The sequence below is a fragment of the Pseudoduganella aquatica genome, assembly GCF_020865585.1.
GTDB lineage: Bacteria > Pseudomonadota > Gammaproteobacteria > Burkholderiales > Burkholderiaceae_D > Rugamonas > Rugamonas aquatica_A.
The window spans coordinates 6194731-6218027 of record NZ_CP086370.1 but is presented as its reverse complement, the minus strand read 5'-3'; the positions used below and the strand labels follow the sequence as shown (position 1 = coordinate 6218027).

At 63.6% G+C, this 23297-nt stretch carries 28 protein-coding genes; 13 read left to right on the top strand and 15 right to left on the bottom strand.

Features of this window, described 5'->3' with window-relative positions; translation table 11 throughout:
- Positions 1-168 precede the first annotated feature (168 nt).
- Positions 169-540 (bottom strand): hypothetical protein, encoded by a 372-nt coding sequence (locus tag KT882_RS27725; RefSeq protein WP_228893833.1) that lies wholly within the window; start codon positions 538-540, stop codon positions 169-171.
- Between the two features lie 147 nt (positions 541-687).
- Between KT882_RS27725 and KT882_RS27720 the strand changes: the two genes are divergently transcribed.
- Positions 688-1740, top strand: a complete 1053-nt coding sequence (locus KT882_RS27720; protein WP_161073864.1) for a transcriptional regulator — start codon at positions 688-690, stop codon at positions 1738-1740.
- 93 nt (positions 1741-1833) lie between these two features.
- Positions 1834-2346 carry a YggT family protein gene (locus KT882_RS27715; RefSeq protein WP_161073883.1) on the top strand — a complete coding sequence of 171 codons (513 nt, stop codon included), beginning with the start codon at positions 1834-1836 and terminating at the stop codon, positions 2344-2346.
- 81 nt (positions 2347-2427) lie between these two features.
- On the opposite strand, the gene KT882_RS27710 is transcribed toward KT882_RS27715, so the two are convergent.
- From KT882_RS27710 to KT882_RS27675, 8 genes are all read right to left on the bottom strand, one after another.
- Complete coding sequence (locus tag KT882_RS27710; protein WP_161073863.1) at positions 2428-3369, bottom strand: carbohydrate kinase family protein; 942 nt, start codon at positions 3367-3369, stop codon at positions 2428-2430.
- A 9-nt stretch (positions 3370-3378) separates the two neighbouring features.
- Positions 3379-4764, bottom strand: a complete 1386-nt coding sequence (locus KT882_RS27705; RefSeq protein WP_228893832.1) for a DUF3426 domain-containing protein — start codon at positions 4762-4764, stop codon at positions 3379-3381.
- A 15-nt stretch (positions 4765-4779) separates the two neighbouring features.
- Positions 4780-5715, bottom strand: a complete 936-nt coding sequence (gene prmA, locus KT882_RS27700; protein WP_228893831.1) for a 50S ribosomal protein L11 methyltransferase — start codon at positions 5713-5715, stop codon at positions 4780-4782.
- Positions 5712-7070, bottom strand: a complete 1359-nt coding sequence (gene accC, locus KT882_RS27695) for an acetyl-CoA carboxylase biotin carboxylase subunit (protein ID WP_161073860.1) — start codon at positions 7068-7070, stop codon at positions 5712-5714. Before accC ends, prmA begins: the two co-directional genes overlap by 4 nt.
- A 96-nt stretch (positions 7071-7166) precedes the next feature.
- On the bottom strand, positions 7167-7634 hold the full coding sequence (gene accB, locus KT882_RS27690; RefSeq protein ID WP_161073859.1) for an acetyl-CoA carboxylase biotin carboxyl carrier protein: 468 nt from the start codon (positions 7632-7634) through the stop codon (positions 7167-7169).
- Positions 7635-7724: 90 nt separating this feature from the next.
- Positions 7725-8162 (bottom strand): type II 3-dehydroquinate dehydratase, encoded by a 438-nt coding sequence (aroQ, locus tag KT882_RS27685; RefSeq protein ID WP_161073858.1) that lies wholly within the window; start codon positions 8160-8162, stop codon positions 7725-7727.
- A gap of 83 nt (positions 8163-8245) precedes the next feature.
- Complete coding sequence (locus KT882_RS27680) at positions 8246-8791, bottom strand: TlpA family protein disulfide reductase (protein WP_161073857.1); 546 nt, start codon at positions 8789-8791, stop codon at positions 8246-8248.
- Entirely contained in the window at positions 8791-9420 is a 630-nt protein-coding gene (locus KT882_RS27675; protein WP_161073856.1) for a hypothetical protein, read from the bottom strand. The genes KT882_RS27680 and KT882_RS27675 overlap by 1 nt, the downstream gene beginning before the upstream one ends.
- A gap of 91 nt (positions 9421-9511) precedes the next feature.
- Here KT882_RS27675 and mpl point away from each other — a divergent pair, with 91 nt between their 5' ends.
- From mpl to corA, 9 genes are all read left to right on the top strand, one after another.
- Complete coding sequence (gene mpl, locus KT882_RS27670; RefSeq protein WP_267478627.1) at positions 9512-10894, top strand: UDP-N-acetylmuramate:L-alanyl-gamma-D-glutamyl-meso-diaminopimelate ligase; 1383 nt, start codon at positions 9512-9514, stop codon at positions 10892-10894.
- Entirely contained in the window at positions 10891-11493 is a 603-nt protein-coding gene (locus tag KT882_RS27665; RefSeq protein ID WP_161073854.1) for a YqiA/YcfP family alpha/beta fold hydrolase, read from the top strand. The genes mpl and KT882_RS27665 overlap by 4 nt, the downstream gene beginning before the upstream one ends.
- Positions 11490-12080, top strand: coding sequence for a chorismate--pyruvate lyase family protein (locus KT882_RS27660; protein WP_228893830.1), 591 nt, complete (start codon positions 11490-11492; stop codon positions 12078-12080). Before KT882_RS27665 ends, KT882_RS27660 begins: the two co-directional genes overlap by 4 nt.
- A 2-nt stretch (positions 12081-12082) precedes the next feature.
- On the top strand, positions 12083-14152 hold the full coding sequence (locus KT882_RS27655) for a ribonuclease catalytic domain-containing protein (RefSeq protein ID WP_228893829.1): 2070 nt from the start codon (positions 12083-12085) through the stop codon (positions 14150-14152).
- A 137-nt stretch (positions 14153-14289) separates the two neighbouring features.
- A complete protein-coding gene (locus KT882_RS27650) occupies positions 14290-15174 on the top strand; it encodes a TonB family protein (RefSeq protein WP_161073852.1) in 885 nt (294 codons plus the stop codon).
- Positions 15175-15177: 3 nt separating this feature from the next.
- Positions 15178-15996, top strand: coding sequence for a shikimate dehydrogenase (gene aroE, locus KT882_RS27645; RefSeq protein WP_228893828.1), 819 nt, complete (start codon positions 15178-15180; stop codon positions 15994-15996).
- The gene (gene mtgA, locus KT882_RS27640; RefSeq protein WP_228893827.1) at positions 15993-16715 is read left to right on the top strand and encodes a monofunctional biosynthetic peptidoglycan transglycosylase; all 723 of its coding nucleotides are present in this window, start codon (positions 15993-15995) and stop codon (positions 16713-16715) included. Before aroE ends, mtgA begins: the two co-directional genes overlap by 4 nt.
- A gap of 35 nt (positions 16716-16750) precedes the next feature.
- A complete protein-coding gene (locus KT882_RS27635) occupies positions 16751-17143 on the top strand; it encodes a DUF4124 domain-containing protein (protein ID WP_228893826.1) in 393 nt (130 codons plus the stop codon).
- A gap of 111 nt (positions 17144-17254) precedes the next feature.
- Positions 17255-18220: a magnesium/cobalt transporter CorA gene (corA, locus tag KT882_RS27630; RefSeq protein WP_161073848.1), complete on the top strand. Its 966-nt coding sequence runs from the start codon at positions 17255-17257 to the stop codon at positions 18218-18220.
- Between the two features lie 18 nt (positions 18221-18238).
- On the opposite strand, the gene KT882_RS27625 is transcribed toward corA, so the two are convergent.
- The 6 genes from KT882_RS27625 to thiD all read right to left on the bottom strand — a co-directional run bounded on the left by KT882_RS27625 (position 18239) and on the right by thiD (position 22603).
- Positions 18239-18673: a PIN domain-containing protein gene (locus KT882_RS27625; protein WP_228893825.1), complete on the bottom strand. Its 435-nt coding sequence runs from the start codon at positions 18671-18673 to the stop codon at positions 18239-18241.
- A gap of 7 nt (positions 18674-18680) precedes the next feature.
- Complete coding sequence (locus tag KT882_RS27620) at positions 18681-18908, bottom strand: AbrB/MazE/SpoVT family DNA-binding domain-containing protein (protein WP_228893824.1); 228 nt, start codon at positions 18906-18908, stop codon at positions 18681-18683.
- Positions 18909-19044: 136 nt separating this feature from the next.
- The gene (locus tag KT882_RS27615; protein ID WP_161073845.1) at positions 19045-19542 is read right to left on the bottom strand and encodes a hypothetical protein; all 498 of its coding nucleotides are present in this window, start codon (positions 19540-19542) and stop codon (positions 19045-19047) included.
- On the bottom strand, positions 19539-20012 hold the full coding sequence (locus tag KT882_RS27610) for a hypothetical protein (RefSeq protein ID WP_228893823.1): 474 nt from the start codon (positions 20010-20012) through the stop codon (positions 19539-19541). The genes KT882_RS27615 and KT882_RS27610 overlap by 4 nt, the downstream gene beginning before the upstream one ends.
- 470 nt (positions 20013-20482) lie before the next feature.
- Positions 20483-21769 (bottom strand): glutamate-1-semialdehyde 2,1-aminomutase, encoded by a 1287-nt coding sequence (gene hemL / locus KT882_RS27605; RefSeq protein ID WP_228893822.1) that lies wholly within the window; start codon positions 21767-21769, stop codon positions 20483-20485.
- A 12-nt stretch (positions 21770-21781) separates the two neighbouring features.
- On the bottom strand, positions 21782-22603 hold the full coding sequence (gene thiD, locus KT882_RS27600) for a bifunctional hydroxymethylpyrimidine kinase/phosphomethylpyrimidine kinase (protein ID WP_161073842.1): 822 nt from the start codon (positions 22601-22603) through the stop codon (positions 21782-21784).
- Between the two features lie 95 nt (positions 22604-22698).
- On the opposite strand from thiD, the gene KT882_RS27595 reads away from it, so the two are divergent.
- Together KT882_RS27595 and KT882_RS27590 are read left to right on the top strand one after the other, a co-directional pair.
- Positions 22699-22851 (top strand): rubredoxin, encoded by a 153-nt coding sequence (locus KT882_RS27595; protein ID WP_057153170.1) that lies wholly within the window; start codon positions 22699-22701, stop codon positions 22849-22851.
- A gap of 32 nt (positions 22852-22883) precedes the next feature.
- The gene (locus KT882_RS27590) at positions 22884-23285 is read left to right on the top strand and encodes a response regulator (protein ID WP_161073841.1); all 402 of its coding nucleotides are present in this window, start codon (positions 22884-22886) and stop codon (positions 23283-23285) included.
- The last annotated feature ends 12 nt before the right edge of the window (positions 23286-23297 follow it).

Below are 23297 nucleotides of genomic sequence, written 5' to 3'. Positions count from 1 at the left end.
GCGCCGAAGCGCACCTGTGCGCGCAAGGCTTCCTTGGCCGCGCATCGAAAAAACGCGCGCGCATTTTTTCAATTCGCGCACGCGCGTGATCGTGATCGGCGACGCACCGCGCGCGAAAAAATCGGCGCGCAGCGTCCGCATTTGATGAACTAATGTGCGATAGCGCGCCTATCGTGCAAAAAAGAGTGCGAAAGTGAGTTGTGCCGGTTGCGCACCGACAAGGTTTTCGTGTAATTTACGAGATTGAATTTGCGTGATTTTTTTTGTGCGGTTTTTTGAGCCGCGCGCGCCCGCAAAACGATCAACAAAATGGGATTCGAGACACGCACGAGTATGCACAAGACCACACCGTTTTTGCGATGACCGCCTCGCCTGGCAATGTCCAGGCCGGGCGGTTTTTTCTTCAAAAATCAAAAACGTGATGTGGCTGCGATGGGGAACACCGGTGCTGAACACACGCCCGCCACCCGCCAACATCGTAACAAGATTTAGTGCGCCGGCCGTTCCGTGAACGCCGGCGTCGGGGCTGAAGCGCTGCAAACGTGAGGAGTTGCAGCAGTTCAGCTGGTGCCGAATTCATTAGCGCAAACCATCCGTTTGCGCCGATGAATAATTCGCCTGGCCAGGGGGCCGGACGGGTTTTAATCTTGTGCGTAATTCTCATCTCTAGATGAAGGAGAGACCAAAATGGCTACAGCGAAAGCAAAGAAAGAAGTAAAGAAACCAGCGGCTAAAGCAGCCGCTGCCACCAAACCGGTTGCCAAGAAAGCCGCCGCGAAACCAGCCGCCAAGGCCGTGGTAAAAGCTGCCGCTAAACCAGCAGCCAAGCCAGCAGCGAAAAAAGCCGCCGCCAAACCGGCAGCCAAACCAGCGGTGAAAAAAGCCGCCGCTAAACCAGCAGCCAAGCCAGCAGCGAAGAAGGCCGCCGCCAAACCAGCAGCCAAGCCAGTCGCGAAAAAAGCCGCAGCGAAACCAGCAGCCAAGCCAGCAGCGAAAGCAGCAGCCAAGCCAGTAGCGAAGAAGGCCGCCGCCAAGCCAGCAGCGAAGAAAGCCGCCGCCAAGCCGGCAGCCAAGCCGGCAGCGAAGAAGGCCGCCGCCAAACCAGCAGCCAAGCCAGCAGCGAAGAAAGCCGCCGCCAAGCCAGCCGCTAAGCCAGCAGCGAAGAAAGCCGCCGCTAAACCAGCAGCCAAGCCAGCAGCGAAAAAAGCCGCCGCCAAGCCAGCCGCTAAACCAGCAGCGAAGAAAGCCGCCGCTAAACCAGCAGCCAAACCAGCTGCAAAAAAAGCCGCCGCCAAACCAGCAGCCAAGCCAGCCGCCAAGAAAGCCGCTGCCAAGCCAGCGGCTAAACCGGCCGCCAAAAAAGCTGCCGCTAAACCAGCAGCCAAACCAGCCGCGAAAGCCGCTGCTAAACCAGCCGCCAAGCCAGCCGCCAAACCAGCAGCAGCCAAGCCTGCGGCGAAAGGCGTCGCCAAGCCAGCAGCAAAAAAGGCGGTTAAGGCAGTTGCCAAGCCGGCAGCTGCCCCGGTAGCAGCCGCTCCGGCCGCGCCAGCTCCAGTAGTGGCCAAGCCGGCCGCGAAAAAGCCAGCCGCGCCGAAAGCTGCCGCCCCTAAGAAGGAAGCCGCCAAGCCTGTCGCCGCTGCTGCTCCTGCCGCCGCCGCACCGGCTGCCGCACCAGCCGCCAAGACCGCGCCTACCCCGGCCGCCGCCTGGCCATTCCCGACCAGCACCCGTCCATCCTGAGCTGAGTCGTCGCTAGCCTTATGAGGCAAGGCCGCTGTGTGAGACAATCACACAGCGGTTTTTTTATGGAGGGAGCCCGTGCTTAGTATCGTCATGCTGATAGTGGACACCGTCGCCGGTTTGCTCGGCGCTGTCCTGTTGTTGCGTTTCTGGATGCAAGCCATCCGCGTGCGTCCGCCGTCGTCGGTGGCGCAATTCACTTTCCAATTATCCGACTGGCTGGTGCGCCCCCTGCGCCGGGTGGTCCCGGGGGTGGGCGGCTTCGACTGGGCCAGCCTGATCGGCGCCTTCCTGATCGTGTTCCTGGCCACCTCGGTGCTGTTCTTCGTCGGCGCCGCGTGGCAGACCGTGCTGCTGGCGGCGCTGTACCGCTTCCTGCAGTGGATACTGTACGGCTTCATGGCCATGCTGGTGATCGAAGCCATCTTCAGCTGGGTCAACCCGCACGCGCCGCTGGCACCCTTCATCCGCGCCCTCAACGAGCCGCTGCTGCGCCCCCTGCGCAAGGTGGTGCCGCTGGTGGGCAATCTCGACCTGTCGCTGCTGGTGGCCCTGATCCTGCTGCAGATCGCGCAGCTGGTGCTGGGCATGCTGTTCGGCCGATAAAAAAAGTGCGGCTCGCGCCGCACCTGCATCTTGTCACTGCGTAGGGCGGGTTAGGCCAAAGGCCGTAACCCGCCATTTTTTTTATTCGTAACGGTAGCCGAACGCCGCCTCGAAGCGCTCGCCGATCTGCGCCTTGGTCAGCACGTGGTTCTGCGCGCCCTTGTGCGCGATCTTGATCGCGCCCAGCAGGCTGGCCAGGCGGCCGGTGGTTTCCCAGTTCAGGCCATGCGTGATGCCGTACAGCAGACCCGCGCGGTAAGCGTCGCCGCAACCGGTCGGGTCCAGCACCGCTTCGGCCGTCACGGCCGGAATGGCGATGCGCTGGCCGCCGGTGTAGATCTCCGAACCCTGCTCGCCGCGCGTGACGATCAGCGCCTCCAGGCGGCCGGCGATGTCCTGCAAGGTCAGGCCGGTCTTCGACATCAGCAGCTCGATCTCATAGTCGTTGCAGGTCACATAGGTGGCCTTGTCGATAAAGGCGATCAGCTGTTCGCCGTTAAACATCGGCATCTGCTGGCCCGGATCGAACATGAAGGGGATGTCCAGCGCGGCCAGGTCGTCGGCGTGCTTGAGCATGCCCAGGTGGCCGTCGGGCGAAATGATGGCCACGCGCGCCGGGCCGGCGTTGGCCACCGGGTTCTCGTGCGCGAAGGACATGGCGCCCGGGTGGAAGGCGTTGATCTGGTTGTTCTCGCTGTCGGCCGTCACGAAGCACTGCGCCGTGTAGGCGTCGCCCTTGATCAGGATGTTGGCGGTGGAGATGCCCAGCTTCTGCAGGCGCGCCAGGTAAGGGCCGCTGTCCTGGCCCATCACGCCGACGATGCGGCCTTCGCCGCCCAGCAGCTTGAGGTTGTAGGCGATATTGCCGGAGCAGCCGCCGAACTCGGTGCGCATGGTCGGCACCAGGAAGGACACGTTCACCTTGTGCAGCTGGTCGGCCAGCAGGCTGTCGGCGAAGCGGCCTTCATGCTGCATGATGAAGTCGATGGCGAGCGATCCGCAGATCAGGGAGGTCTGGTTCATGATAGGTTCTTATGGATAGAAAACAGCGATGTGATAGCCCGATGCCTTGACCTGGGCTAGTTCGAAATACAGCTTCACGGATTGTTCGGAGCGCGGCGCAAAGCCCTTGGCGAGGTCCGCCGCGCCGGCGGCGTTGCCAGCGGCGGCCGCCGGCGCCAGGTAGTCGCGCGGCGCGAACACGCGCCGCAGCACGGGCTTGCCGGCGTCGTCGTTCAGTATCAGCTCGATGTGCGGCCAGGCCTGCGCGGTGCGCGCGCCGTTGCGCAAGGTGGTGGTGAAACTGAAGACATTCTCGGCCAGGGTCTGCAGCTCGCCCTGTTCGATGCTGAGCGCGTCGATCTGCGCCGGCAGGTCCACCGTGCAGCCGGCCAGCGCGCAGGCCGACACCAGCGCCGGCTTGAGCGAGGGCACGGCGGCGGCCAGCGGGTTGCGGAAGGTGCCCAGCACCTGCGCGGCCAGCGCGGCCAGCAGCAGCGGCACGCCGAGCGCCATGGCGACGCGGGCCGCCTTGCCCACCTGCTTGCGGCGCCGGTCGCGCTTGACGAAGCCGGGTTCGTCGTCGTCCGCGCCGTCCGCATCGCGGCCGGTCTGGCCGGCGGAGACCGGCGTGGCGGGGCCGGTGGCGGCGGCTGCGGCGGCCGTGGCGGCGCTGGAGAGCGTGACAACGTCGTCATCGTCGTCCTCGCCGGCGGCGCCGGGTTCGATGCGGTGCTCTGCGCTGTCGGAGCGTTCCTCGCTGCGGGGCGGGAAGGCGTCCAGTTCGAAACTGTCGTGCAGCGCGACGGCGGTCAGGTGCTCGTCGGGCAGATCCAGCGTTGGCTCGCGGCGGCCGTCGGCGTCTTCCAGCGGCGCATCCAGGCGGTCTTCATGATCGACGCGGTCTTCATCGTCCAGCGCGGACAGGGGCGGGTATTCAGGGCGCGGCGGCTCGGCCTCCGGCGCCGGCAGCGCATCATCGGATGCCTCTTCCTCGGCGGCGGGCGCGGCGTCGACGGCCTCCGGAACCGGCTCGTCCTCGGGCTCGGCGCCCGGCTCGGTGTCCAGCTCCACGTCCAAGTCGAGGTCCAGGTCGAAGGCCTCGTCGCCGGGCATGACGGGGGCAGGGGCCGGCTCAGGGGCCGGCTCGGCCTCCAGCTCCAGCTCCCCGTCCTCGGCGCGCGCGTCGAGCGTGGTGATCAGGGCGTCGAGTTCAGGGGAGGAGGTGGGCGCCGGAGTGGGCGCCGCTGGCAGATCAATAATGACGGGCTGCTTGAGCGCCGGCTCCACCAGCGCGGCATTGCCGTCGAAGACTTCATTGCAGGCGCCGCAGCGCACTATGCCCCCACGTAATTTCAACTGGTCGTGGGCGACCCGAAATATCGTGTTGCAGTGGGGGCATTTGGTGGCGAGCGCCATCGGGCTAGCGCGAGCTTAGCGGGCCGGAGGAACAGTGTCGCTGCCCAGCACGCCGTGCAGCGCAACCCAGCCGTCCAGCTCAGCCCACACGCCCAGCTTGATGAACGGCGCATACGCGGCCGCCACTTCCTCGGCCTGGCGCGCCAGCACGCCCGACAGGATCAGCGAACCGCCGTCGGCCACGCGGCCCGACAGCATCGGCGCCATCAGCTTCAATGGGCTCGACAGGATATTGGCCACCACCGTGTCGAAGCGCGCCGTGGCGTGCGCCGACGCGGCAAAGGCGTCCGGCAGGAAGTACGCGATCTCGCCGACCTGGTTGCGCTGCGCGTTGTCGCGCGCCGACTCGATCGCCTGCGGATCGATATCCACGCCCGCCACCGTGCCCGCGCCCAGCTTCCTGGCCACCATGGCCAGAATGCCCGAACCGCAGCCATAGTCCAACACCGTCTTGCCCGGCGCAGGATGCGCTTCCAGCCACTCCATGCACAATCGCGTGGTCGGATGCGAACCGGTGCCGAAGGCCAGGCCCGGGTCCAGCTCCAGGATCAGCGCGTCGGCGTCAGGCGCCTCGTGCCAGCTCGGCACCACCCAGATGTTCTTGCCGATGTGGATGGGCTCGAACTGCGACTGCGTCAAGCGCACCCAGTCCTGCTCCTCCACGCCGCGCAGCGTGAACTTCGGCACTTCGGCCAGGCTGATGGCGGCGGCCGCTTCGGCCACGATGGCCGCCTGGTCGGCGTCCTCGCCGGTCAGCGCCACCACGCGGGAATGGTCCCACGCCGCCTCTTCCGGCTCCATGCCCGGCTCGCCGAACAGGGGCTTCTCGGCGTCCGTGCCTTCATCGGCATCTTCCACCGAGACGGACAGGGCGCCCGCTTCCATCAGCGCGTCCGACAGCGCCTCGGCATGGTCGCGTGCGACCTCGATGACGATTTCTACGTAGTTCATGCGCCCGCCTTAGGCATCGCTGCCAGTTTCTGTTCCAGGTAATGGATGTTGGTGCCGCCTTCGATAAAGCGCGCGTCCACCATCAGTTCGCGGTGCAGCGGGATGTTGGTCTGGATGCCCTCGACCACCATTTCCGACAGCGCGATCTGCATGCGGCGGATGGCCTGCTCGCGGGTGGCGCCGTAGGTGATGACCTTGCCGATCATCGAATCATAATGCGGCGGCACATAGTAGCCGGCATAAGCGTGCGAATCGACGCGCACGCCGGGACCGCCCGGCGCGTGCCAGGAGGTGATGCGGCCTGGCGACGGCGTAAACTTGAACGGGTCTTCGGCGTTGATGCGGCACTCGATCGAATGGCCGGCCAGCATCACGTCGCGCTGGCGGAAGCGCAGCTTCTCGCCGGCGGCGATGCGGATCTGCTCCTGCACGATGTCGATGCCGGTGATCATTTCCGTCACCGGATGCTCCACCTGCACGCGGGTGTTCATCTCGATGAAGTAGAACTCGCCGTTCTCATACAGGAACTCGAAGGTGCCCGCGCCGCGGTAGCCGATCTTGCGGCACGCTTCGGCGCAGCGGTCGCCGATCTTCTCGATCAGCTTGCGCGGAATGCCCGGCGCCGGCGCTTCCTCGATCACCTTCTGGTGGCGGCGCTGCATCGAGCAGTCGCGCTCGCCCAGCCAGACGGCGTTCTTGTGCTCGTCGGCCAGGATCTGGATCTCCACGTGGCGCGGATTCTCCAGGTATTTCTCCATGTAGACTTCCGGATTGCCGAACGCGGCGCCGGCTTCCGCCTTGGTCATCTGCACCGCGTTGATCAGGGCCGCCTCGGTGTGCACCACGCGCATGCCGCGTCCGCCGCCGCCGCCGGCCGCCTTGATAATGACCGGGTAGCCGACCTTGCGCGCGATCTGCACGATGGCTTTCGGGTCGTCCGGCAGCGCGCCGTCCGAACCGGGCACGCAGGGCACGCCGGCCTTGATCATGGCTTGCTTGGCCGACACCTTGTCGCCCATCATGCGGATCGACTCGGCGCGCGGGCCGATGAACACGAAGCCGGATTTCTCCACGCGCTCGGCGAAGTTGGCGTTCTCCGACAGGAAGCCGTAGCCCGGATGGATGGCCTCGGCGTCGGTCACTTCAGCGGCGCTGATAATGGCCGGCATGTTCAGATAGCTCAGGGCGGAGGAGGCCGGGCCGATGCAGACCGACTCGTCGGCCAGCTTCACGTACTTGGCGTCCTTGTCGGCTTCGGAGTGGACCACCACCGTCTTGATGCCCATTTCTCGGCAGGCGCGCTGAATGCGCAGCGCGATTTCACCGCGGTTGGCAATGAGGATTTTTTCAAACATGGCAGGTTCTGTGTTTGTGGGGAGCGGCTGCTCCAGGATGAGAGAGTGCGGAAGATCGGAGCGGCCGGCGGATGCGTCCACGGCCGCGGGTCCGATTTAGCCGATCACAAACAGGGGTTGGCCGAACTCGACCGGCTGGCCGTTTTCCACCAGGATCTGGGTCACAACGCCGGACACGTCCGCGTCGATTTCGTTGAGCAGCTTCATCGCTTCGATGATGCACAGGGTGTCGCCTTCCTTGATGGACTGGCCCACTTCGACGAAGGCCGCCGCGCCGGGGGCGGACGAACGGTAGAAGGTGCCCACCATGGGCGACTTGACCACGTGGCCGGTAGGCTCAGCGGGGGCAGCCGGGACGCTGGCGACCGGGGCCGGCGCCATCGGCGCGGCGGCGTGCTGGTATTGTGGCTGCATGCCTTGCGGCTGCATCATCACCACTTGGTTTTGCGGCATGGCCGACGATTTGACGATGCGTACCTTGCTCTCGCCTTCCGTCACTTCCAGCTCCGCGATATCCGATTCAGCGACCAGGTCTATCAACGTCTTGAGCTTGCGTAGATCCATCTGAGACTCCCTGTGTATCTTTGTTATGTGATTGTGGGCAGCAAGCCTTTGTGGGGCGTCGCCGCGATAAATGCGCGCAGATCGCGTAGATTAACGGATTTTAAGGGCAAAGTCGATGGCTAAGCGATACCCGTCTATGCCCAGTCCGCAGATCGTTCCTTGCGCGACCGCGCTGAGAAATGAATGGTGGCGGAATTCCTCGCGCCGGTAAATGTTCGAAATATGGACTTCAATAAACGGTATCGCCACCCCGGCCAGCGCATCGCGCAGGGCCACGCTGGTGTGCGTCAAACCGCCCGGATTAATCACGATGGCGTCCACCCCCTCGCCGCGCGCGGCGTGGATGCGGTCGATCAGCGCGCCCTCGTGGTTGCTCTGGAAACTGGCCAGCTCCGCGCCGGCCGCCGCCGCCTGCGCCTGCGCCGCCCGTTCCACGTCGGCCAGCGTGTCATGGCCATACACTTCGGGCTCGCGCGTCCCCAGCAAATTCAGGTTGGGGCCATTCAGCAACAGGAGTTTTTTTGCCATGTGTCCAGACCAATTTCCGCGAAAGTTTCGCATTTTGCCGTCAACAGCGACCCTTGGCAAGTAAAAATATATTGCCGATTTTCTTACATACTTGCAAGATCTGCACGCAGCTCATCGAACTTCAGGCGGCCCAGATAGGTCTTTTTCACCTGGCCGTTGGCGCCTATCAGCACGGTAAACGGCAGGCCGCCATGGGCGTTGCCCAGCTGGCGCGACAAATCCGTGCCGCTCATGCCGCCCACGTACACAGGATAGGCGATTTTGTGTTTTTCCGCGAATTCGGCGATGTTTGAGGGGCTATCGATGCCGATGCCGATGATTTGCAGGCCCTTGCCGGCCTGCTCGCCCTGCAGCGCGGACAGTTCCGGCATCTCTTCCACGCAGGGACCGCACCAGGTGGCCCAGAAGTTGACCACCAGCGGCTTGCCCTGCCATTGCGCCAGCGCCTGCTCCACGCCCTTGCCGTCCTTCAGCTTCTGCTGGAACAGCGCCGCCACCGGGGCCGCCAGCGGCGCGCCCGGCGCCGCAGCCACGGCGGCAGGCTGCTTGTTGTGCAGGCTGGCCCACACGCCGGCGCCGCCGCAGGCGATAGCGATCGCGGCATATACGAGATAGTTCTTTTTCGACATTATGTTTCTTGGTGAGTACTCATTATTAATAGCGCGCGCACGCCGGCGATGTCGGCGCGCAACGGTTTGCCGTCGCTGCGGGCCTTCAGCGCGCCGCGCATATCGTCCAGTTCATACAGCGCCGCGTGCACGCCTTCCTTGTGCCACAGGAAGCTGACCGTTTCCACCGGCTCGTAGCGCGGCCCCTTGAAGTGCGGCGTTTCCGACAAGTCGATATTGACGTTCTTATTTAATAAGAAGATCTCCACTTCCTTGGCGCTGTCGGCAAACAGCTGCAAATGGATGTCATCGTGCGGCCCGGCGGTGCCGTTCAGCACGGCGCCGGTCAGGAAGGGATTGTACTGCTCCAGCGCTTCCATCACCTGCAGCGCTACCGTGCGCAGGCGGAACAGGCGGGCCGGCTGGGTGTCCGCGTTGAACAGCGCGTGGTACAGCCGCACCTCGTCCTCGATCTGGTGGTTGTCCGGCAGCACGCCGGTGTTGGCGCTGGCCTGTTCGCCCAGCACCTGGCGCGCCGCCTTGCGCTTGGCCGTGCCGTAGTCGGCGCCGTCGGCCGCGATCAGGCGCGCGGCGGCCGCCGCGATCTGCGCGCGCAATAGCTGAATGTCATCGTTTGGGGGAGGCGTCATGTCCGAGATCATACTCTGAACCGGAAGAGGCCACGCGTCAGGTAAAATCACCGTCCTGACAGACTGTTCGTGTTCCCCAAGCACTCTCAACATGCATATTCATATACTCGGTATTTGCGGCACCTTTATGGGCGGCCTGGCCGTGCTGGCCAAGGAGGCGGGCCACCGCGTCACCGGCTGCGACGCCAACGTCTACCCGCCGATGAGCACCCAGCTCGAAGCCCAGGGCATCGAACTGATACAGGGCTTCGGCCCGGAACAGGTGGCGCTCAACCCGGACCTGTATGTAATAGGCAACGTCGTTTCGCGCGGCAATCCGCTGGTGGAAGAAATCCTGAACCGCAGCCTGCCTTATGTGTCCGGCCCGCAGTGGATGGGCGAACACATCCTGCGCAACAAGTGGGTGCTGGCCGTGGCCGGCACGCACGGCAAGACCACCACCTCGGCCATGCTGGCCTGGATACTGGAAGACGCCGGCTACGCGCCCGGCTTCCTGATCGGCGGCGTGCCGATGAACTTCGGCATCTCGGCGCGACTGTCGGGCAAAGGCGTCGATTCCGACTTCTTCGTCATCGAAGCGGACGAATACGACACCGCCTTCTTCGACAAGCGCAGCAAGTTCGTGCACTACCACGCCAAGACGGCCGTGCTGAACAACCTGGAATACGATCACGCCGACATCTTCCCCGATCTGGGCGCCATCGAAACCCAATTCCACCACCTGGTGCGCACCGTGCCCGGCATCGGCCGCGTTATCGCCAACGCCGACGAGGCTGCGCTCGAGCGCGTGCTCAAGCGCGGCTGCTGGAGCGAGAAGGAAAGCTTCGGCGGCGCGGACGGCGCCAATTGGACGCTGAAGGAATACGAAGACGGCAGTTTCGACGTCGTCTTCAACGGCGAGACGGCGGGCAAGGTGCAATGGGAGCTGACCGGCAAGCACAACCGCTCCAACGCGCTGGCGGCCATCGCCGCCGCGCGCCACGTCGGCGTGCCGATCGCGCAGGCGGCCGAGTCGCTGGCGCGCTTCGTCAGCGTCAAGCGCCGCATGGAAGTGCGCGGCGTGGTCAAGGGCGTCACCGTCTACGACGACTTCGCCCACCATCCGACCGCCATCGCCACCACCGTGGGCGGCCTGCGCCAGAAGCTGCGCCACGACGGCGCCAAGGCCGGACGCATCCTCGCCGTGCTGGAGCCGCGCTCCAACACCATGAAGCTGGGCGCCATGAAGGACGCCTTGCCCGGCAGCCTGGCCGAGGCCGACCAGGTATTCGGCTTCGGCAGCGAAAAAGCGCTGGGCTGGAGCCTGGGCGCGGCGCTCGCGCCCATGGGCGCCATCGCCAGCGCCTACGACGACATCGCCGTCATGGTGGAGGCCATTGTTGCGCAGGCGCAGCCGGGCGACCATATCGTCGTCATGAGCAACGGCGGCTTCGGCGGCGTGCACCAGAAGCTGCTGGAGGCGCTGGCCCGATGATTTTGTACCTGCACGGATTCCGCTCCTCGCCGCAGTCGATGAAAGCGCGGCTGATGGGCGAGCGCATGGCCGCGCTGGGCCGCAGCGCGGAATACCTCTGCCCGCAGCTGCCCGCCTCGCCCAGGCTGGCCATGGAGCTGGCGCTGTCCCTGCTGGACGGCGTGCCCGCCCAGCAGCTGGCCGACGAGCTTACCGTGGTCGGCTCCTCGCTGGGCGGCTACTACGCCACCTGGCTGGCCGAACGCCTGGGCTGCCGCGCGGTGCTGCTCAACCCGGCCATTGTGCCGCGCCAGGACTTGCAGAAGCACGTCGGCGTGACCACGCAGTTCCACTCCGACGAGCCGTTTGAATTCAAGGCGGAATATATAGACGAGCTGCGCGCGCTCGACGTGGCGCGCATCACGCGGCCCGAGCGCTACTACCTGATCGCCGCCACCGGCGACGAAGTGCTGGACTACCGCGACATGGTGGCGCACTATCAAGGCGCGCGCCAGCACGTGATACAGGGCAGCGACCACGGCATCAGCGAATTTGCCGACTATATAGAGAGCGTGCTGGAATTTTGCGATGCGCGTCCCGGAACCGGCGGTTCCCTGTGAAGGGCCGTTCGCTGCGTCTTGCGAACTGGCACAGCCACGTCATCGCCGTCAACGCGCCGGAGGCCATGCGCCACTGGCTCACCGGCGGCGGCTCGCTGACGAATAAACTGAAAGCGCACAGCCGCGCCTTCCGCGTGCAGAAGCTGCACCAGCATCCCGCGCTGTGCCTGGCCGACGAGGCCGCCGCCATCGGCCTGCACCGCCCCAGCCGGGTGGTGGAACGCGAGGTGCTGCTGCGGTGTGATAATACGCCGGTGGTGTTTGGCCACACCGTGGTGCCGACCACGGCCGACGCCAGCGACTGGCCGCTGTTCAGCGCGCTGGGCGAACGCTCGCTCGGCTCCACGCTGTTCGGCGACCCGCAAGTGCGGCGCGGCGAGCTGGAATTCGCGCGCCTGCGCCCCTGCCATCCGCTGGCCCGCCGCGCGCGCGCCGCGGCGGGGCTGCAGGGCGAACAGATATTGTATGCACGGCGCTGCTTGTACCAGCGCCATAATGGATTGCTGCTGGTCACCGAGGTCTTCCTGCCCGAGGTGCTGAGCCTGGCGCCGGCAAGGGCCAATTCGACTTTAGAGAACAGAACATAATAATGAACGTATTTTTCGAAGAATCCGGCGATTTCAAAGTCGGCTCCGTCATGTCCCACGCGGGCGAGGCTTACCAGATTGAAATGGCCAGCGGCAAGCGCAACAAGGTCAAGGCCAAGGACGTGCTGCTGCAGTACGAAAAGCCGGCCCCGGCCGAACTGCTGGAGCAGGCCAAGGCGGTGGCCGCCGAACTGGACCTGGAGTTCCTGTGGGAAGTGGCGGGCGAGGACGAGTTCGGCTTTGCCGAGCTGGGCGCCGAATACTTCGGCCACGCGCCGCTGCCGCACGAAGCGGCCGGCCTGATCCTGGGCCTGCACAACGCGCCCATCTATTTCTACAAGAAGGGCCGCGGCCGCTACAAGAAGGCGCCCGAGCAGTCGCTGCGCGCCGCGCTGGCCGGCATCGAAAAGAAAAAGCAGCAGGCCGTGATCCAGGCCCACTACGTGGAAGAACTGAAAGCCGGGCAGCTGCCCGAGAGCATGAAGTCCATCGTGCAGCAGCTGCTGTTCAAGCCGGACAAGAACACCATCGAATACAAGGCGCTGGAAGCGGCCTGCAATGAAACGCACCAAAGCCCGCAGCGCCTGATGCTGGCGGCGGGCGGCATCGCCTCGCCGAAGGACTTGCACATGTCCAAGTTCCTGTTCGAGAACTTCCCCAAGGGCGCGGGCTTCCCGGACGTGCCGGTGCCGGCCGTGCCGGCCAAGCTGCCGCTGGCCGCCGTGGAAGCGTTCTCCATCGACGACGTCACCACCACCGAGATCGACGACGCCTTCTCCGTTACCCACCTGGAAGACGGCAAGGTCAAGGTCGGCATCCACATCGCCGCGCCCGGCCTGGGCATCCGTCCGGACGACGCGGTCGACAAGATGGCGCGCGCGCGCATGTCCACCGTCTACATGCCGGGCGACAAAATCACCATGCTGCCGGACAGCATCGTGGAAGCCTACACCCTGGCCGAAGGCAAGACCTGCCCGGCGCTGTCGCTGTACGCCACGCTGGACCCGGCCGACTGGAGCGTGGTCAGCACCGAAACGCGCGCCGAGCTGGTGCCCATCGCCAACAACCTGCGCCACAACACGCTGGACGAGCTGGTCAACGAAGAAACCCTGGCCAGCGGCGAGGGCGAGTATCCGCGCAAGGCCGAGTTGGGCCTGCTGTGGAAATGGGCGCTGCAGCTCGAAGCGGCGCGCATGCTCAAGCGCGAAGGCTTCGGCCTGAAGCCCGAGCAGAACAACCGCGTGGACTACAACTTCTACGTTGAAGACGACGTGGTGACGGTCACCCGCCGCAAGCGCGGCGCGCCGCTGGACAAGATCGTCGCCGAGCTGATGATCTTCGCCAACAGCACCTGGGGCAAGCTGATGCACGACCACGGCGTGCCCGGCATCTACCGCAGCCAGGGCCAGGGCGTGGGCGGCTGGGCCGCCAAGATGCAGGTGCGCATGCTCACGCACGCCGCGCCGCACCAGGGCCTGGGCGTGGACCAGTACGCTTGGAGCACCTCGCCGCTGCGCCGCTACACCGACCTGGTGAATCAGTGGCAGATCCTGGCCGTGGCCGAGAAGGGCGTGGCTGCGCCCTTCGTGGCGCCGTTCAAGCACAAGGACGCCAACCTGTTTGCCATCGTGTCCCAGTTCGACGCGGCCTACTCGGCCTACAACGACCACCAGAGCAATATGGAGCGCTACTGGTGCCTGCGCTGGCTGGGCCAGCAGGAGCAGCGCCAGGTGGAAGCGGTGGTGCTCAAGGACGAAGTGTTGCGCCTGTCCGACATTCCCCTCATCATCCGCCTGGCCGGCATGCCGCCCGCCGCGCGCGGCGCCCAGGTCAAGCTCGACATCCTGCGCTGGGATGAAGTGGACCTGAGCGTGGAAGCGCGCCTGCTCGAAATCGTGACGGCCCCGGCCGCGGCGGACGCCGAGCTGGACTACGAGGAAGAGGAAGAGACGCCGGCCGAGCACGAGCAAGCGCTGGCCGACGCGGCAGCTCCCGCCGACGAGCAGGCCGAAGTGGCCGACCTCGCCAGCGAAACCGCCGTCACCGAGCCGGCGCCGGAGCAGGGCGCGTAAGCCGCCGGGCCGCCCGCGTTGCAACGTTCGCCGCCGCAAGCGTAGGGCGGGTTAGCGGGCGCAGCCCGCGTAACCCGCCAATGCGCCGCCGCATGTCGTAGAATGTGCAATCCTTAGATGTTGCCGATGGTTCCTGCGTGAAGTCTTTCCAAGAAAACCGCTTCCTGTATTTCGCAACTGGCTTCTCCCTGCTGGCGCATGGCCTATTGCTGGCCGTGACCTTCGTGGCGCCGAAAAGCTTCAAGATCGAGCCGGCCGACCCCGGCCTGGAAGTCATCCTGGTGAACGCCAAGCACGACAAGGCGCCGCTGAAGGCCGACGCCCTGGCGCAGGCCAACCTCGACGGCGGCGGCAAGGCCGACGCCGGCCGCGCCAAGTCGCCGCTGCCGGACATGCGCAAGAACGAAACCGGCGAAAGCGTCAAAGCCACCAAGCGCCGCATCGCCGAGCTGGAGGAAACCCAGCGCAAGCTGCTGACCCAGGCCGTCAAGCCCAATCCGCTCACGGCCGCCCCGGTCACGGAAAAAGCCAAGCCCGACCCCATGCCCACCGGCGCCGACCTGCTGGAAAGCAGCAAGGCCATCGCCCGCATGGCCGCCGAGATCACCCAGACCATCGACGACCAGAACAAGCGGCCCAAGAAAACCTTCATCACCCCCAGCACGCGCGAAGTGGGCTACGCCATGTACTACCAGCGCCTGCAGCGCAAGGTGGAGGAGGTGGGCACGCTGAACTTCCCGCAGAAGAACGGCCGCAAGCTGTACGGCGAGCTGGTGGTCTACATCCCCATCTTCCAGGACGGCACCATCTACGAGAAGGAGGGGGGCGTGCGCGTGGAGAAAAGCTCCGGCAACGACGCGCTGGACGAGGCCGCGCTGCGCATCGTGCGCCGCGCCGCGCCCTTCGGCAAGTTCCCGCCGAATATGCTGTCCAGCGAGCGCGACGACCTGTGGGTCATCATCACCCGTTTTAAATTCACCCGGGAAGAAAAACTGGAATCCAACTTGAGTGGAACAAATTAAAAAATGGACAAGTACTGCGTCTTCGGCAACCCCATCGGCCATAGCAAATCGCCCGACATCCACGCCGCCTACGCGCTGCAGACCGGCCAGCAGCTGAGCTATGAAAAGCGGCTGGCGCCGCTGGACGGCTTCCCGGCCGCCGTGCGCGCCTTCGTGGCCGAAGGCGGCAAGGGCGCCAACGTCACCGTGCCCTTCAAGCTGGAAGCCCACAAGCTGTGCGGCGCGCTCACCATGCGCGCGCAGGCGGCCGGCGCCGTCAACACCCTGCTGTTCACCGACGACGGCACCATAGGCGACAACACCGACGGCGCGGGCCTGGTGAACGACATCGTCGGCAACGCCGGCGTGCCCATCACCGGCAAGCGCGTGCTGCTGCTGGGAGCCGGCGGCGCCGCGCGCGGCGCCGTGCTGCCGCTGCTGGAGCACCACCCGTCCCAGCTCACCATCGCCAACCGCACCGTCGCCACCGCCGAGGCGCTGGTGGCGCAGTTTGCCGCCCTGTCCGGCGGCGCGGCCTTGTCCGCCTGCGGCTACGAGGCGCCGCGCGGCCAGTATGACATTGTCATCAACGCCACCTCGGCCAGCCTGCAGTCGGACCTGCCGCCGGTGCCGGCCGAGGTGTTCGGTCCCGGCACCCTGGCGCTGGATATGATGTACGGCAAAGAGCCGACGGTTTTCATGCAGTTCGCTGCAGATCACGGCGCGATCGTGCGCGATGGCCTGGGTATGCTGGTGGAGCAGGCGGCCGAGGCCTTTATGGCCTGGCGCGGCGTGCGTCCGCAAACCACGGAGCTGCTGGCCCAACTGCGTTCAAAACTATGACAAAAGCGCGCAAAGCGGGTGCTGCGCGCGGCAAATGGTGGTGGGTGAAGTGGATCTTCATCGCCCCGGTGCTGCTGTTCGTCCTGGTGCAGCTGTATTTCCTGGTGCAGATCTGGTGGTGGGTGGGCCATAACCCCACCACCACGTCGTTTATGCGCGCCCAGCGCGAGGCCTTGCAGGAGGTCAATCCCAAGGCCAATATCCAGCAGCAGTGGGTGCCTTACGCGCGCATCTCGGGGAACCTGAAAAGGGCGATTATCGCGTCCGAAGACGCCAATTTCTCGGAACATGAGGGCGTGGACTGGGAGGCGCTGCAAAAAGCCTACGAGAAGAACAACAAGAAGAAAAAGGTGGTGTCCGGCGGCTCCACCATTACCCAGCAGCTGGCGAAGAATCTCTTCCTGTCCGGCTCGCGCAGCTATCTGCGCAAGGGCCAGGAGCTTATCATTACGTATATGCTGGAAGCGCTGATGGACAAGGAGCGCATTTTCGAGATCTACCTGAACGTGGTGGAGTTCGGCAAAGGCATCTTCGGCGCCGAGGCGGCGGCCAAGCACTACTACGGCATCAGCGCGTCCAGGCTGGGCGCGGCCCAAGCCGCCAAGCTGGCCGTCATGCTGCCCAATCCCCGTTTCTATGACAGCCACCGCGATTCCAACTACCTGGCGCGCCGCACCGGCGTTATTTTGAAGCGCATGGGGGCGGCTGAACTCCCCTGAGTTACCATAAAGCATTATTTAGCCCGGGAGGCGGCATGCGGCATCGTCAGCGCGGTATCAGTTTGATCTTGGTGGCGGTGTTGATGGCGGGCGTGGCCGCCCTGGCGATGGCGGCGATTTTCTCCATGCGCTACGAGCGCAACCTGTTCGCCGAAGGCCTGGCCAGGCTGGCCGGCAAAAGCCCGGCCGCAGCCCCGGCGGCGGGCGCCGTGCCGTCTTCCGCACCCGGCAACCAGCTGCGCCGCTGCGTGATCGACGGCAAAACCGTGTTCTCCGACACCGAATGCAGTGCCGCCAACCGCACCACGAAAAACGTTGTCGTGCATGAAACAAAGGGCATGGAAGCCCCCCGCGCGCCCAAGCCGGACCCGGCCGATGCTGCACCGCAGGATTTACGCGTGAAAATGATAGAAAAGGCCGCCCGCTAGGGCAAAAAACAGCAAGCAAAGGTGGCCTAAAAAAGGCCTTGCGAGTACACTTGCGCTGTTTCGTTTTCTGCGCTTGTGAGCGCCTGGACCCACCGCTGGCTGAGAGTGCCTATGATTAATGTCTTCGTTCTGCAAAATGGCCGTCTCAACCAGGTTCCCATCGAATCCCGTGAAGACCTGGAAAAGCTCGAACCCGTCTGGGTCGACCTGACCGACCCGAACGACGACGAGCGTGCCTGGGTCAAAGCCATTTACGGCGTAACGCTGCCGGGCGAAGACGAAGTCAAGGACATTGAAGCCTCGGCCCGCTATTACGAAGCGGAAAACGGCGACCTGCACCTGCGCACCGACTTCCTGCTGGAAGAAGACGACGGCCCTTCGCGCATCGTCACCGTGGCCTTCATCCTGGCCAAGAAAATGCTGTTTTCGGTCCATACGGACGACCTGCCGGTGTTCCGCCTGGTGCGCATGCGCGCCCGCTCGCGCCCCGGCTCCATCGCCGACTACATGGACGTGCTGCTGGACCTGTACGCCACCGACGCCGAATATTCGGCGGACGCGCTGGAAGGCATCTACCAGAACCTGGAAGAAGTATCCGGCCGCGTGCTGCAGGAAGAATTCACCGATAGGGACGCAGCCGACGCGCTGAGCGCCATTGCCCACGAGGAAGACTTGAACGGCCGCATCCGCCGCAACATGATGGACACGCGCCGCGCGGTGAGTTTCCTGATGCGCGGCCGCCTGCTCAATTCCGAGCAATTCGAAGAAGCGCGCCAGATTCTGCGCGACATCGAATCGCTGGACGGCCACACGTCCTTCCTGTTCGACAAAATCAACTTCCTGATGGACGCCACGGTCGGCTTCATTAACATTAACCAGAATAAGATCATCAAGATCTTCTCGGTTGCCAGCGTAGCTTTCCTGCCCCCGACCCTGATCGCCAGCGTCTACGGCATGAACTTCGACAATATCCCCGAATTGAAATGGGCGCTGGGCTATCCCTGGGCCTGGGGCCTGATGATCACCAGCGCCATCGCCCCCTTCCTCTACTTCCGCCACCGCGGCTGGCTGAAATAACTTTGCCCGAAGGCGCCATCACGGCGCCTTCGTCCCTTCCAGTGACTGCGCTGCAAGGTCGAATGTATAAGTTGCCTCGTAAGGCTCGGACCAGGCTGCCATAACGACTTGAGCTTTTTGAATGATCAGGGCATCCTGAAAATCAATATGGCGTACGCCTGATCGCGTAATGACAGGTGGTGCGTTCGCATAGTCCAATAGCGCGGACCAAACGGATTCGCGGCTTTCAAATTCGAGTTTTGGATTGTGAAGCAGGGCATTGATGGCCGTCACAATTTCAGCTTTCTGAGCGTTGTAGCGCTTGCCGCGCAGCGTCCACACAGCTTCAGCAAGCACGATGTCTGTGATCAGGATGCAATCATTGTCTTCAAACAGCCGGCTCGTTTGAATGGTTTGCAATGGATCGTCGTGAAGCAGGTATCGCAGCAATACGTTGGTATCAAGCGCGATCATGCCGGGCTTATACTTGCGGGTTTTCTAGCGCATCCAGCAGTGATTCTTCGTCAGAGCAGACATCCTTCGCATTGAGGTGCCGCAAGACGCCCCAGCCACTGCCATCAATCATCTTCATGAGGGTGATCTCGCCTTTGTGCTCGCAAATGGAAAAGCAGTCCCCCGGTTTGAGATTCAAGCGGTCACAAAGAACCTTAGGCAACGTTATTTGGCGCTTTGAGCTGAGTGTCGGCATGGATGGCCTCTTTACTGAGGTGGCATTAGTAAAGATAGTACTTGCAAATACCAGCGTCAATTGCAGCTTTGCGTCGGCTTTTGATCGGAATCAAAGTCGCTTGATTCATCGCGGCGCTCAAGGAAATCCGTTCGGCTTACACCATGCGCGGGCTGAAATCGAGCGATAGTGAGCGGTGGAAGGGGATTTCCTGCCATTGGGCGTGCAGCGCCTGAGCGCGCTGGTACAGGCAGGCATGCACGTCGACGCCGGCCAGGTCGAACGGCGGGTGACCGCGCGCGGCGCAGGCGCTGTTGGCGGCTTCCAGGAAGGTGTCCAAGTCAAAACTGCCCGACCAGAGCTGGGTCTGCAAGCCTTCCACAATGGCTTCCACTTGCGCCGCCTGCTGGTGCACCGCCGGGTTGCTGGCGTCGTGCACGGTCTGCATCACGAATTGCGCGTCCGCGCCCAGCGCCACCTGGCTCAGGAAACCGTGGCGCAAGGGCAGGGCGGATTCCACCACGTAATGGATCAAATCGTGCGGCAGGATACCCTGGCGCGGCATCAGCGTGTCGGTCGCGCTGCCGTTGTTGCGCACGAAACGGAGCACGTCGTACTTGTCGTTACTCGAACGTTTTTCTGCAATAAGTTTCATTGCAGTAGTATGCCTTTTCTAACACTGTTGAATTCTATCCAACAGTCACGAAAAGCTTTTCGCGCAGATTCCTGATAAATTCCGCGGGCTGATCCAGGCTCAGATAGACCGTGTTCCACGGTCTGCGGACGGCCGAACAGGTCCGGCAACTGGCTGCCCGGTTTTACCCCGATCAGCACATTCGCCGCACCAAACTGAGTGTGGCGGCGCACGCCGGTGCAACGCCGCACGGGGCCAGATGCCTCATCTACCGATTCCATCATCGAATAAGGAATGACAACATCGGCGGCCAGAGAGCCGCACTGAATAAATAGCACGGTATTTCCCATCGATGGCGGGCGATATAAAGTTGAACGGTAATCGGCTACCATATACAGCAAAGCCCGGGCGCTCAAAGCACTCGCCACAATGGCTGCTGTAGGCTGGAAGATAAAATGCAGATGCAGATGCAGATGCAGATGCAGATGCATATGCGTCAACGGCAATTCAAACAGGACGGCTAATGCATGAATAGCGCGTAATGTCAGACGCGGGCTTCAAATAGCGCAAGCGCCGAATAAGTGTTTTACCCCAATCCTTCGATGGATTTCTTCAAAGCCTCATTCGCATTGCGTGAAACACGCAGGAAGCCGGATAACTTATAAATGAGAAAAATCCCAATCCCAATTCCGCCACTGCGCCCAGTGCAAGAGATACATGGCGGTAATCCTCCAGGGTATGGAATATGATTTTATTTTGCTCGTGAATGATGTGGCGGCCAATAAAAATTGCCAGCCAATCGCCATCTTCTAGCCCGCCACTTGCGCGTGCCTGCCGGTGGGGGCGATCCGGCAATCTTGCTTGATTCTGGCGCGATCAAGCCAGAAACTGGCTTGCTATGGGCGATAAAAAGCCGCCGCAGCCCCTGAGGGGCGTTGCGGCGGCTGTTTTCGGTGACGGCTTACTTCAGCGCCGCGAATACCTTGCGGGCCGCTGCGATGGTCTCGTCGATAACCGCATCGTCGTGCTGGGCGGATACAAAGCCCGCTTCAAACGCCGCCGGTGCGAAATAAACGCCTTCGTCCAGCATGGCGTGGAAGAAGGTATTAAACTTGGCGCGGTCGCCCGCCATCATTTCAGCGTAATTATTCGGCGGTACTTCGCTGAAATACAAGCCGAACATGCCTCCTTCGGCATCCGCGCAGAAAGTCACGCCGGCTTCCTTGGCCGACTCAGTTAATCCCGAAGCCAGGCGTTTTGCCGATGCAGCCAATTTATCGTAGAAACCCGGCTGTTGAATAATCTTCAGCGTGGTCATGCCCGCAGCCACCGCCACCGGATTGCCGGATAATGTGCCGGCCTGATAAACCGCGCCCAGCGGCGCCATTTTACTCATCAATTCAGCGTTGCCGCCAAATGCCGCCACCGGCAAGCCGCCGCCAATAACTTTGCCCAGCGCAGTCAGATCGGGTTTAATGCCATACAATTCCTGCGCACCGCCCAGGCCGACGCGGAAACCGCACATGACTTCATCGAAAATCAGGATCGCGCCGTGCTTGGTGCACAGATCGCGCAAGGCTTGCAGGAATGCCGGCGTGCCTTTAATCAGGTTCATATTGCCCGCCACCGGCTCCACAATAACGCAGGCGATTTCAGAACCGAAATTGGCGAAGGCCTCGGTAATCTGTTCCACATTGTTATAGTCCAGCACCAGCGTATGCTTGACGAAATCTTCCGGCACGCCCGCCGAGGTCGGATTGCCGAAAGTCAGCAAGCCGCTGCCGGCTTTTACCAATAAGGAATCGGCGTGGCCGTGATAGCAGCCTTCGAACTTGATAATCTTGTCGCGGCCGGTGGCGCCGCGCGCCAGGCGCAGGGCGCTCATGGTCGCTTCGGTGCCGGAAGACACCAGGCGCACCTGTTCGATCGATGGCACCAGGCGGCAGATTTCCTCCGCCATGTCGATTTCCGCCTCGGTCGGCGCGCCGAAGGACAGGCCGCGCGTGGCCGCTTCCTGCACCGCCTTCACCACGTCCGGATGCGCGTGGCCGACAATCGCCGGGCCCCAGGAGCCGATGTAATCTATATAACGCTTGCCGTCCGCGTCCCAGAAATACGGGCCTTCGGCGCGGGTGATGAAACGGGGCGTGCCGCCCACCGAGCGGAACGCGCGCACCGGCGAGTTGACGCCGCCGGGCGTGGTTTTCTGGGCGCGCGCGAACAGCGTATCGTTCTTCGATTCAGTCATGATGTCTCTTAGCTATTTAAGTTGAAAGTTGCGGTTCGGCACCAGCTTGCCCATGCCGTAGCGCTGGGCATGGGCCAGCGCGCCCTGGGTGTAGTCCTGCGCCAGCGCCACGGCGGTCGGCGTGTCCGCGCCGAGCGCCAGGTAGGCGGCGATGGCGGCCGACAGCGTGCCGCCCGCACCGAGGAAGGGGCCGGGCAGGTGCTGCCAGGCGTCGTGCCGCACCATGCCGTCGGCGCCGTACAGCGTGTTGGCGCGCACCGCGTCGCCGTGGCCGTTGCCGGCCGGGGTGCCGGTCACCAGCACAAACTCGCAGCCCAGGTCGATCAGGTAGCGCACGTCCTCCTCGACGGTGGACTCGGCGCCATCCCCTTCGCGCCAGGTTTCGGCCAGGCGCCCCAGCTCCACCTGCGACAGCATCAGCACCGACGCCTGCGGCACCAGCAGCTGGCGCACGATGGTGAGCAGCTCGTCGGCGTCCTCGCCCGCCTCGGGCAGGCGCGAACTGAAAGGATCGAGCACCAGCGGCGCGTCCGGATAGTCGGACACGATTTCGGCAATCGCCGACGCGTGCTCCATGTTTTGCAGCGCGCCTATCTTGAAGGACGACACCTGCGCGTCCTCCAGCAGCACGCGGGCCTGGTCGGACACCCAGTCCGGATCGGTCTCCTGCAGGTCTTCGATGCGGGCGCTGTCGCCGATCAGCAACGCGGTGGTGACGGCCAGGCCGTGGCAGCCCAGGGCGGAGAACACGGCCAGATCGGCGGTGACGCCGGCGGCGCCCACCGGGTCGACGGCGCCAAAGGTCAGGATAAGGGGAGAAGTTTGGTTTTGCACGGCGGGTAGATTAAGATACCTGATTCGGCATTTTACTTGATAGAAGGTGACACAACGTGAGTAGCAATGATACAACGCAGGCATACCAGACCTGGATGTGCCTGATCTGCGGCTGGATCTACGACGAGGAAGCCGGTTTGCCGGAAGAAGGCATCGCTCCCGGCACCCGCTGGGCCGACGTGCCGATCAACTGGACCTGCCCGGAATGCGGCGCGCGCAAGGACGATTTTGAAATGGTGGCGATTTAAGCTATCTTGTCGGTATATCTCGGTGAATAAATATGACGAATACGCCGCAAGCGACCGGTTTGAAAATTATGGTGATCGACGATAGCAGCACCATTCGCCGGTCCGCCGAGATATTTCTGAGCCAGGCGGGCTACCAGGTGGTGCTGGCCGAAGACGGCTTCGACGCGCTGGCCAAGATCAACGACCACCACCCGGCGCTGGTCTTCTGCGACATCCTGATGCCGCGCCTGGACGGCTACCAGACCTGCGCCCTGATCAAGAAGAGCGCCAAATTCCACGCCACGCCGGTGCTCATGCTGTCCTCCAAGGACGGCCTGTTCGACCGCGCGCGCGGCGCCATGGTGGGCTCGGCCGCCTACCTGACCAAACCATTTACCAAAGACAGCCTGCTGGCGGCCGTGCGCGAGCATACCGCAGGCGCGGCAGGGGTCTGAGCACCGTAAGAA

Coding starts and splice junctions, on each gene's coding strand:
- KT882_RS27720 (WP_161073864.1), top strand. CDS start 688: ATGGCTACAGCGAAAGCAAAGAAAGAAGTAAAGAAACCAGCGGCTAAA.
- KT882_RS27715 (WP_161073883.1), top strand. CDS start 1,834: ATGCTGATAGTGGACACCGTCGCCGGTTTGCTCGGCGCTGTCCTGTTG.
- KT882_RS27710 (WP_161073863.1), bottom strand. CDS start 3,369: ATGAACCAGACCTCCCTGATCTGCGGATCGCTCGCCATCGACTTCATC.
- KT882_RS27705 (WP_228893832.1), bottom strand. CDS start 4,764: ATGGCGCTCGCCACCAAATGCCCCCACTGCAACACGATATTTCGGGTC.
- prmA (WP_228893831.1), bottom strand. CDS start 5,715: ATGAACTACGTAGAAATCGTCATCGAGGTCGCACGCGACCATGCCGAG.
- accC (WP_161073860.1), bottom strand. CDS start 7,070: ATGTTTGAAAAAATCCTCATTGCCAACCGCGGTGAAATCGCGCTGCGC.
- accB (WP_161073859.1), bottom strand. CDS start 7,634: ATGGATCTACGCAAGCTCAAGACGTTGATAGACCTGGTCGCTGAATCG.
- aroQ (WP_161073858.1), bottom strand. CDS start 8,162: ATGGCAAAAAAACTCCTGTTGCTGAATGGCCCCAACCTGAATTTGCTG.
- KT882_RS27680 (WP_161073857.1), bottom strand. CDS start 8,791: ATGTCGAAAAAGAACTATCTCGTATATGCCGCGATCGCTATCGCCTGC.
- KT882_RS27675 (WP_161073856.1), bottom strand. CDS start 9,420: ATGACGCCTCCCCCAAACGATGACATTCAGCTATTGCGCGCGCAGATC.
- mpl (WP_267478627.1), top strand. CDS start 9,512: ATGCATATTCATATACTCGGTATTTGCGGCACCTTTATGGGCGGCCTG.
- KT882_RS27665 (WP_161073854.1), top strand. CDS start 10,891: ATGATTTTGTACCTGCACGGATTCCGCTCCTCGCCGCAGTCGATGAAA.
- KT882_RS27655 (WP_228893829.1), top strand. CDS start 12,083: ATGAACGTATTTTTCGAAGAATCCGGCGATTTCAAAGTCGGCTCCGTC.
- aroE (WP_228893828.1), top strand. CDS start 15,178: ATGGACAAGTACTGCGTCTTCGGCAACCCCATCGGCCATAGCAAATCG.
- mtgA (WP_228893827.1), top strand. CDS start 15,993: ATGACAAAAGCGCGCAAAGCGGGTGCTGCGCGCGGCAAATGGTGGTGG.
- KT882_RS27635 (WP_228893826.1), top strand. CDS start 16,751: ATGCGGCATCGTCAGCGCGGTATCAGTTTGATCTTGGTGGCGGTGTTG.
- corA (WP_161073848.1), top strand. CDS start 17,255: ATGATTAATGTCTTCGTTCTGCAAAATGGCCGTCTCAACCAGGTTCCC.
- KT882_RS27625 (WP_228893825.1), bottom strand. CDS start 18,673: ATGATCGCGCTTGATACCAACGTATTGCTGCGATACCTGCTTCACGAC.
- KT882_RS27620 (WP_228893824.1), bottom strand. CDS start 18,908: ATGCCGACACTCAGCTCAAAGCGCCAAATAACGTTGCCTAAGGTTCTT.
- KT882_RS27615 (WP_161073845.1), bottom strand. CDS start 19,542: ATGAAACTTATTGCAGAAAAACGTTCGAGTAACGACAAGTACGACGTG.
- KT882_RS27610 (WP_228893823.1), bottom strand. CDS start 20,012: ATGCATCTGCATCTGCATCTGCATCTGCATCTGCATTTTATCTTCCAG.
- hemL (WP_228893822.1), bottom strand. CDS start 21,769: ATGACTGAATCGAAGAACGATACGCTGTTCGCGCGCGCCCAGAAAACC.
- KT882_RS27595 (WP_057153170.1), top strand. CDS start 22,699: ATGTGCCTGATCTGCGGCTGGATCTACGACGAGGAAGCCGGTTTGCCG.
- KT882_RS27590 (WP_161073841.1), top strand. CDS start 22,884: ATGACGAATACGCCGCAAGCGACCGGTTTGAAAATTATGGTGATCGAC.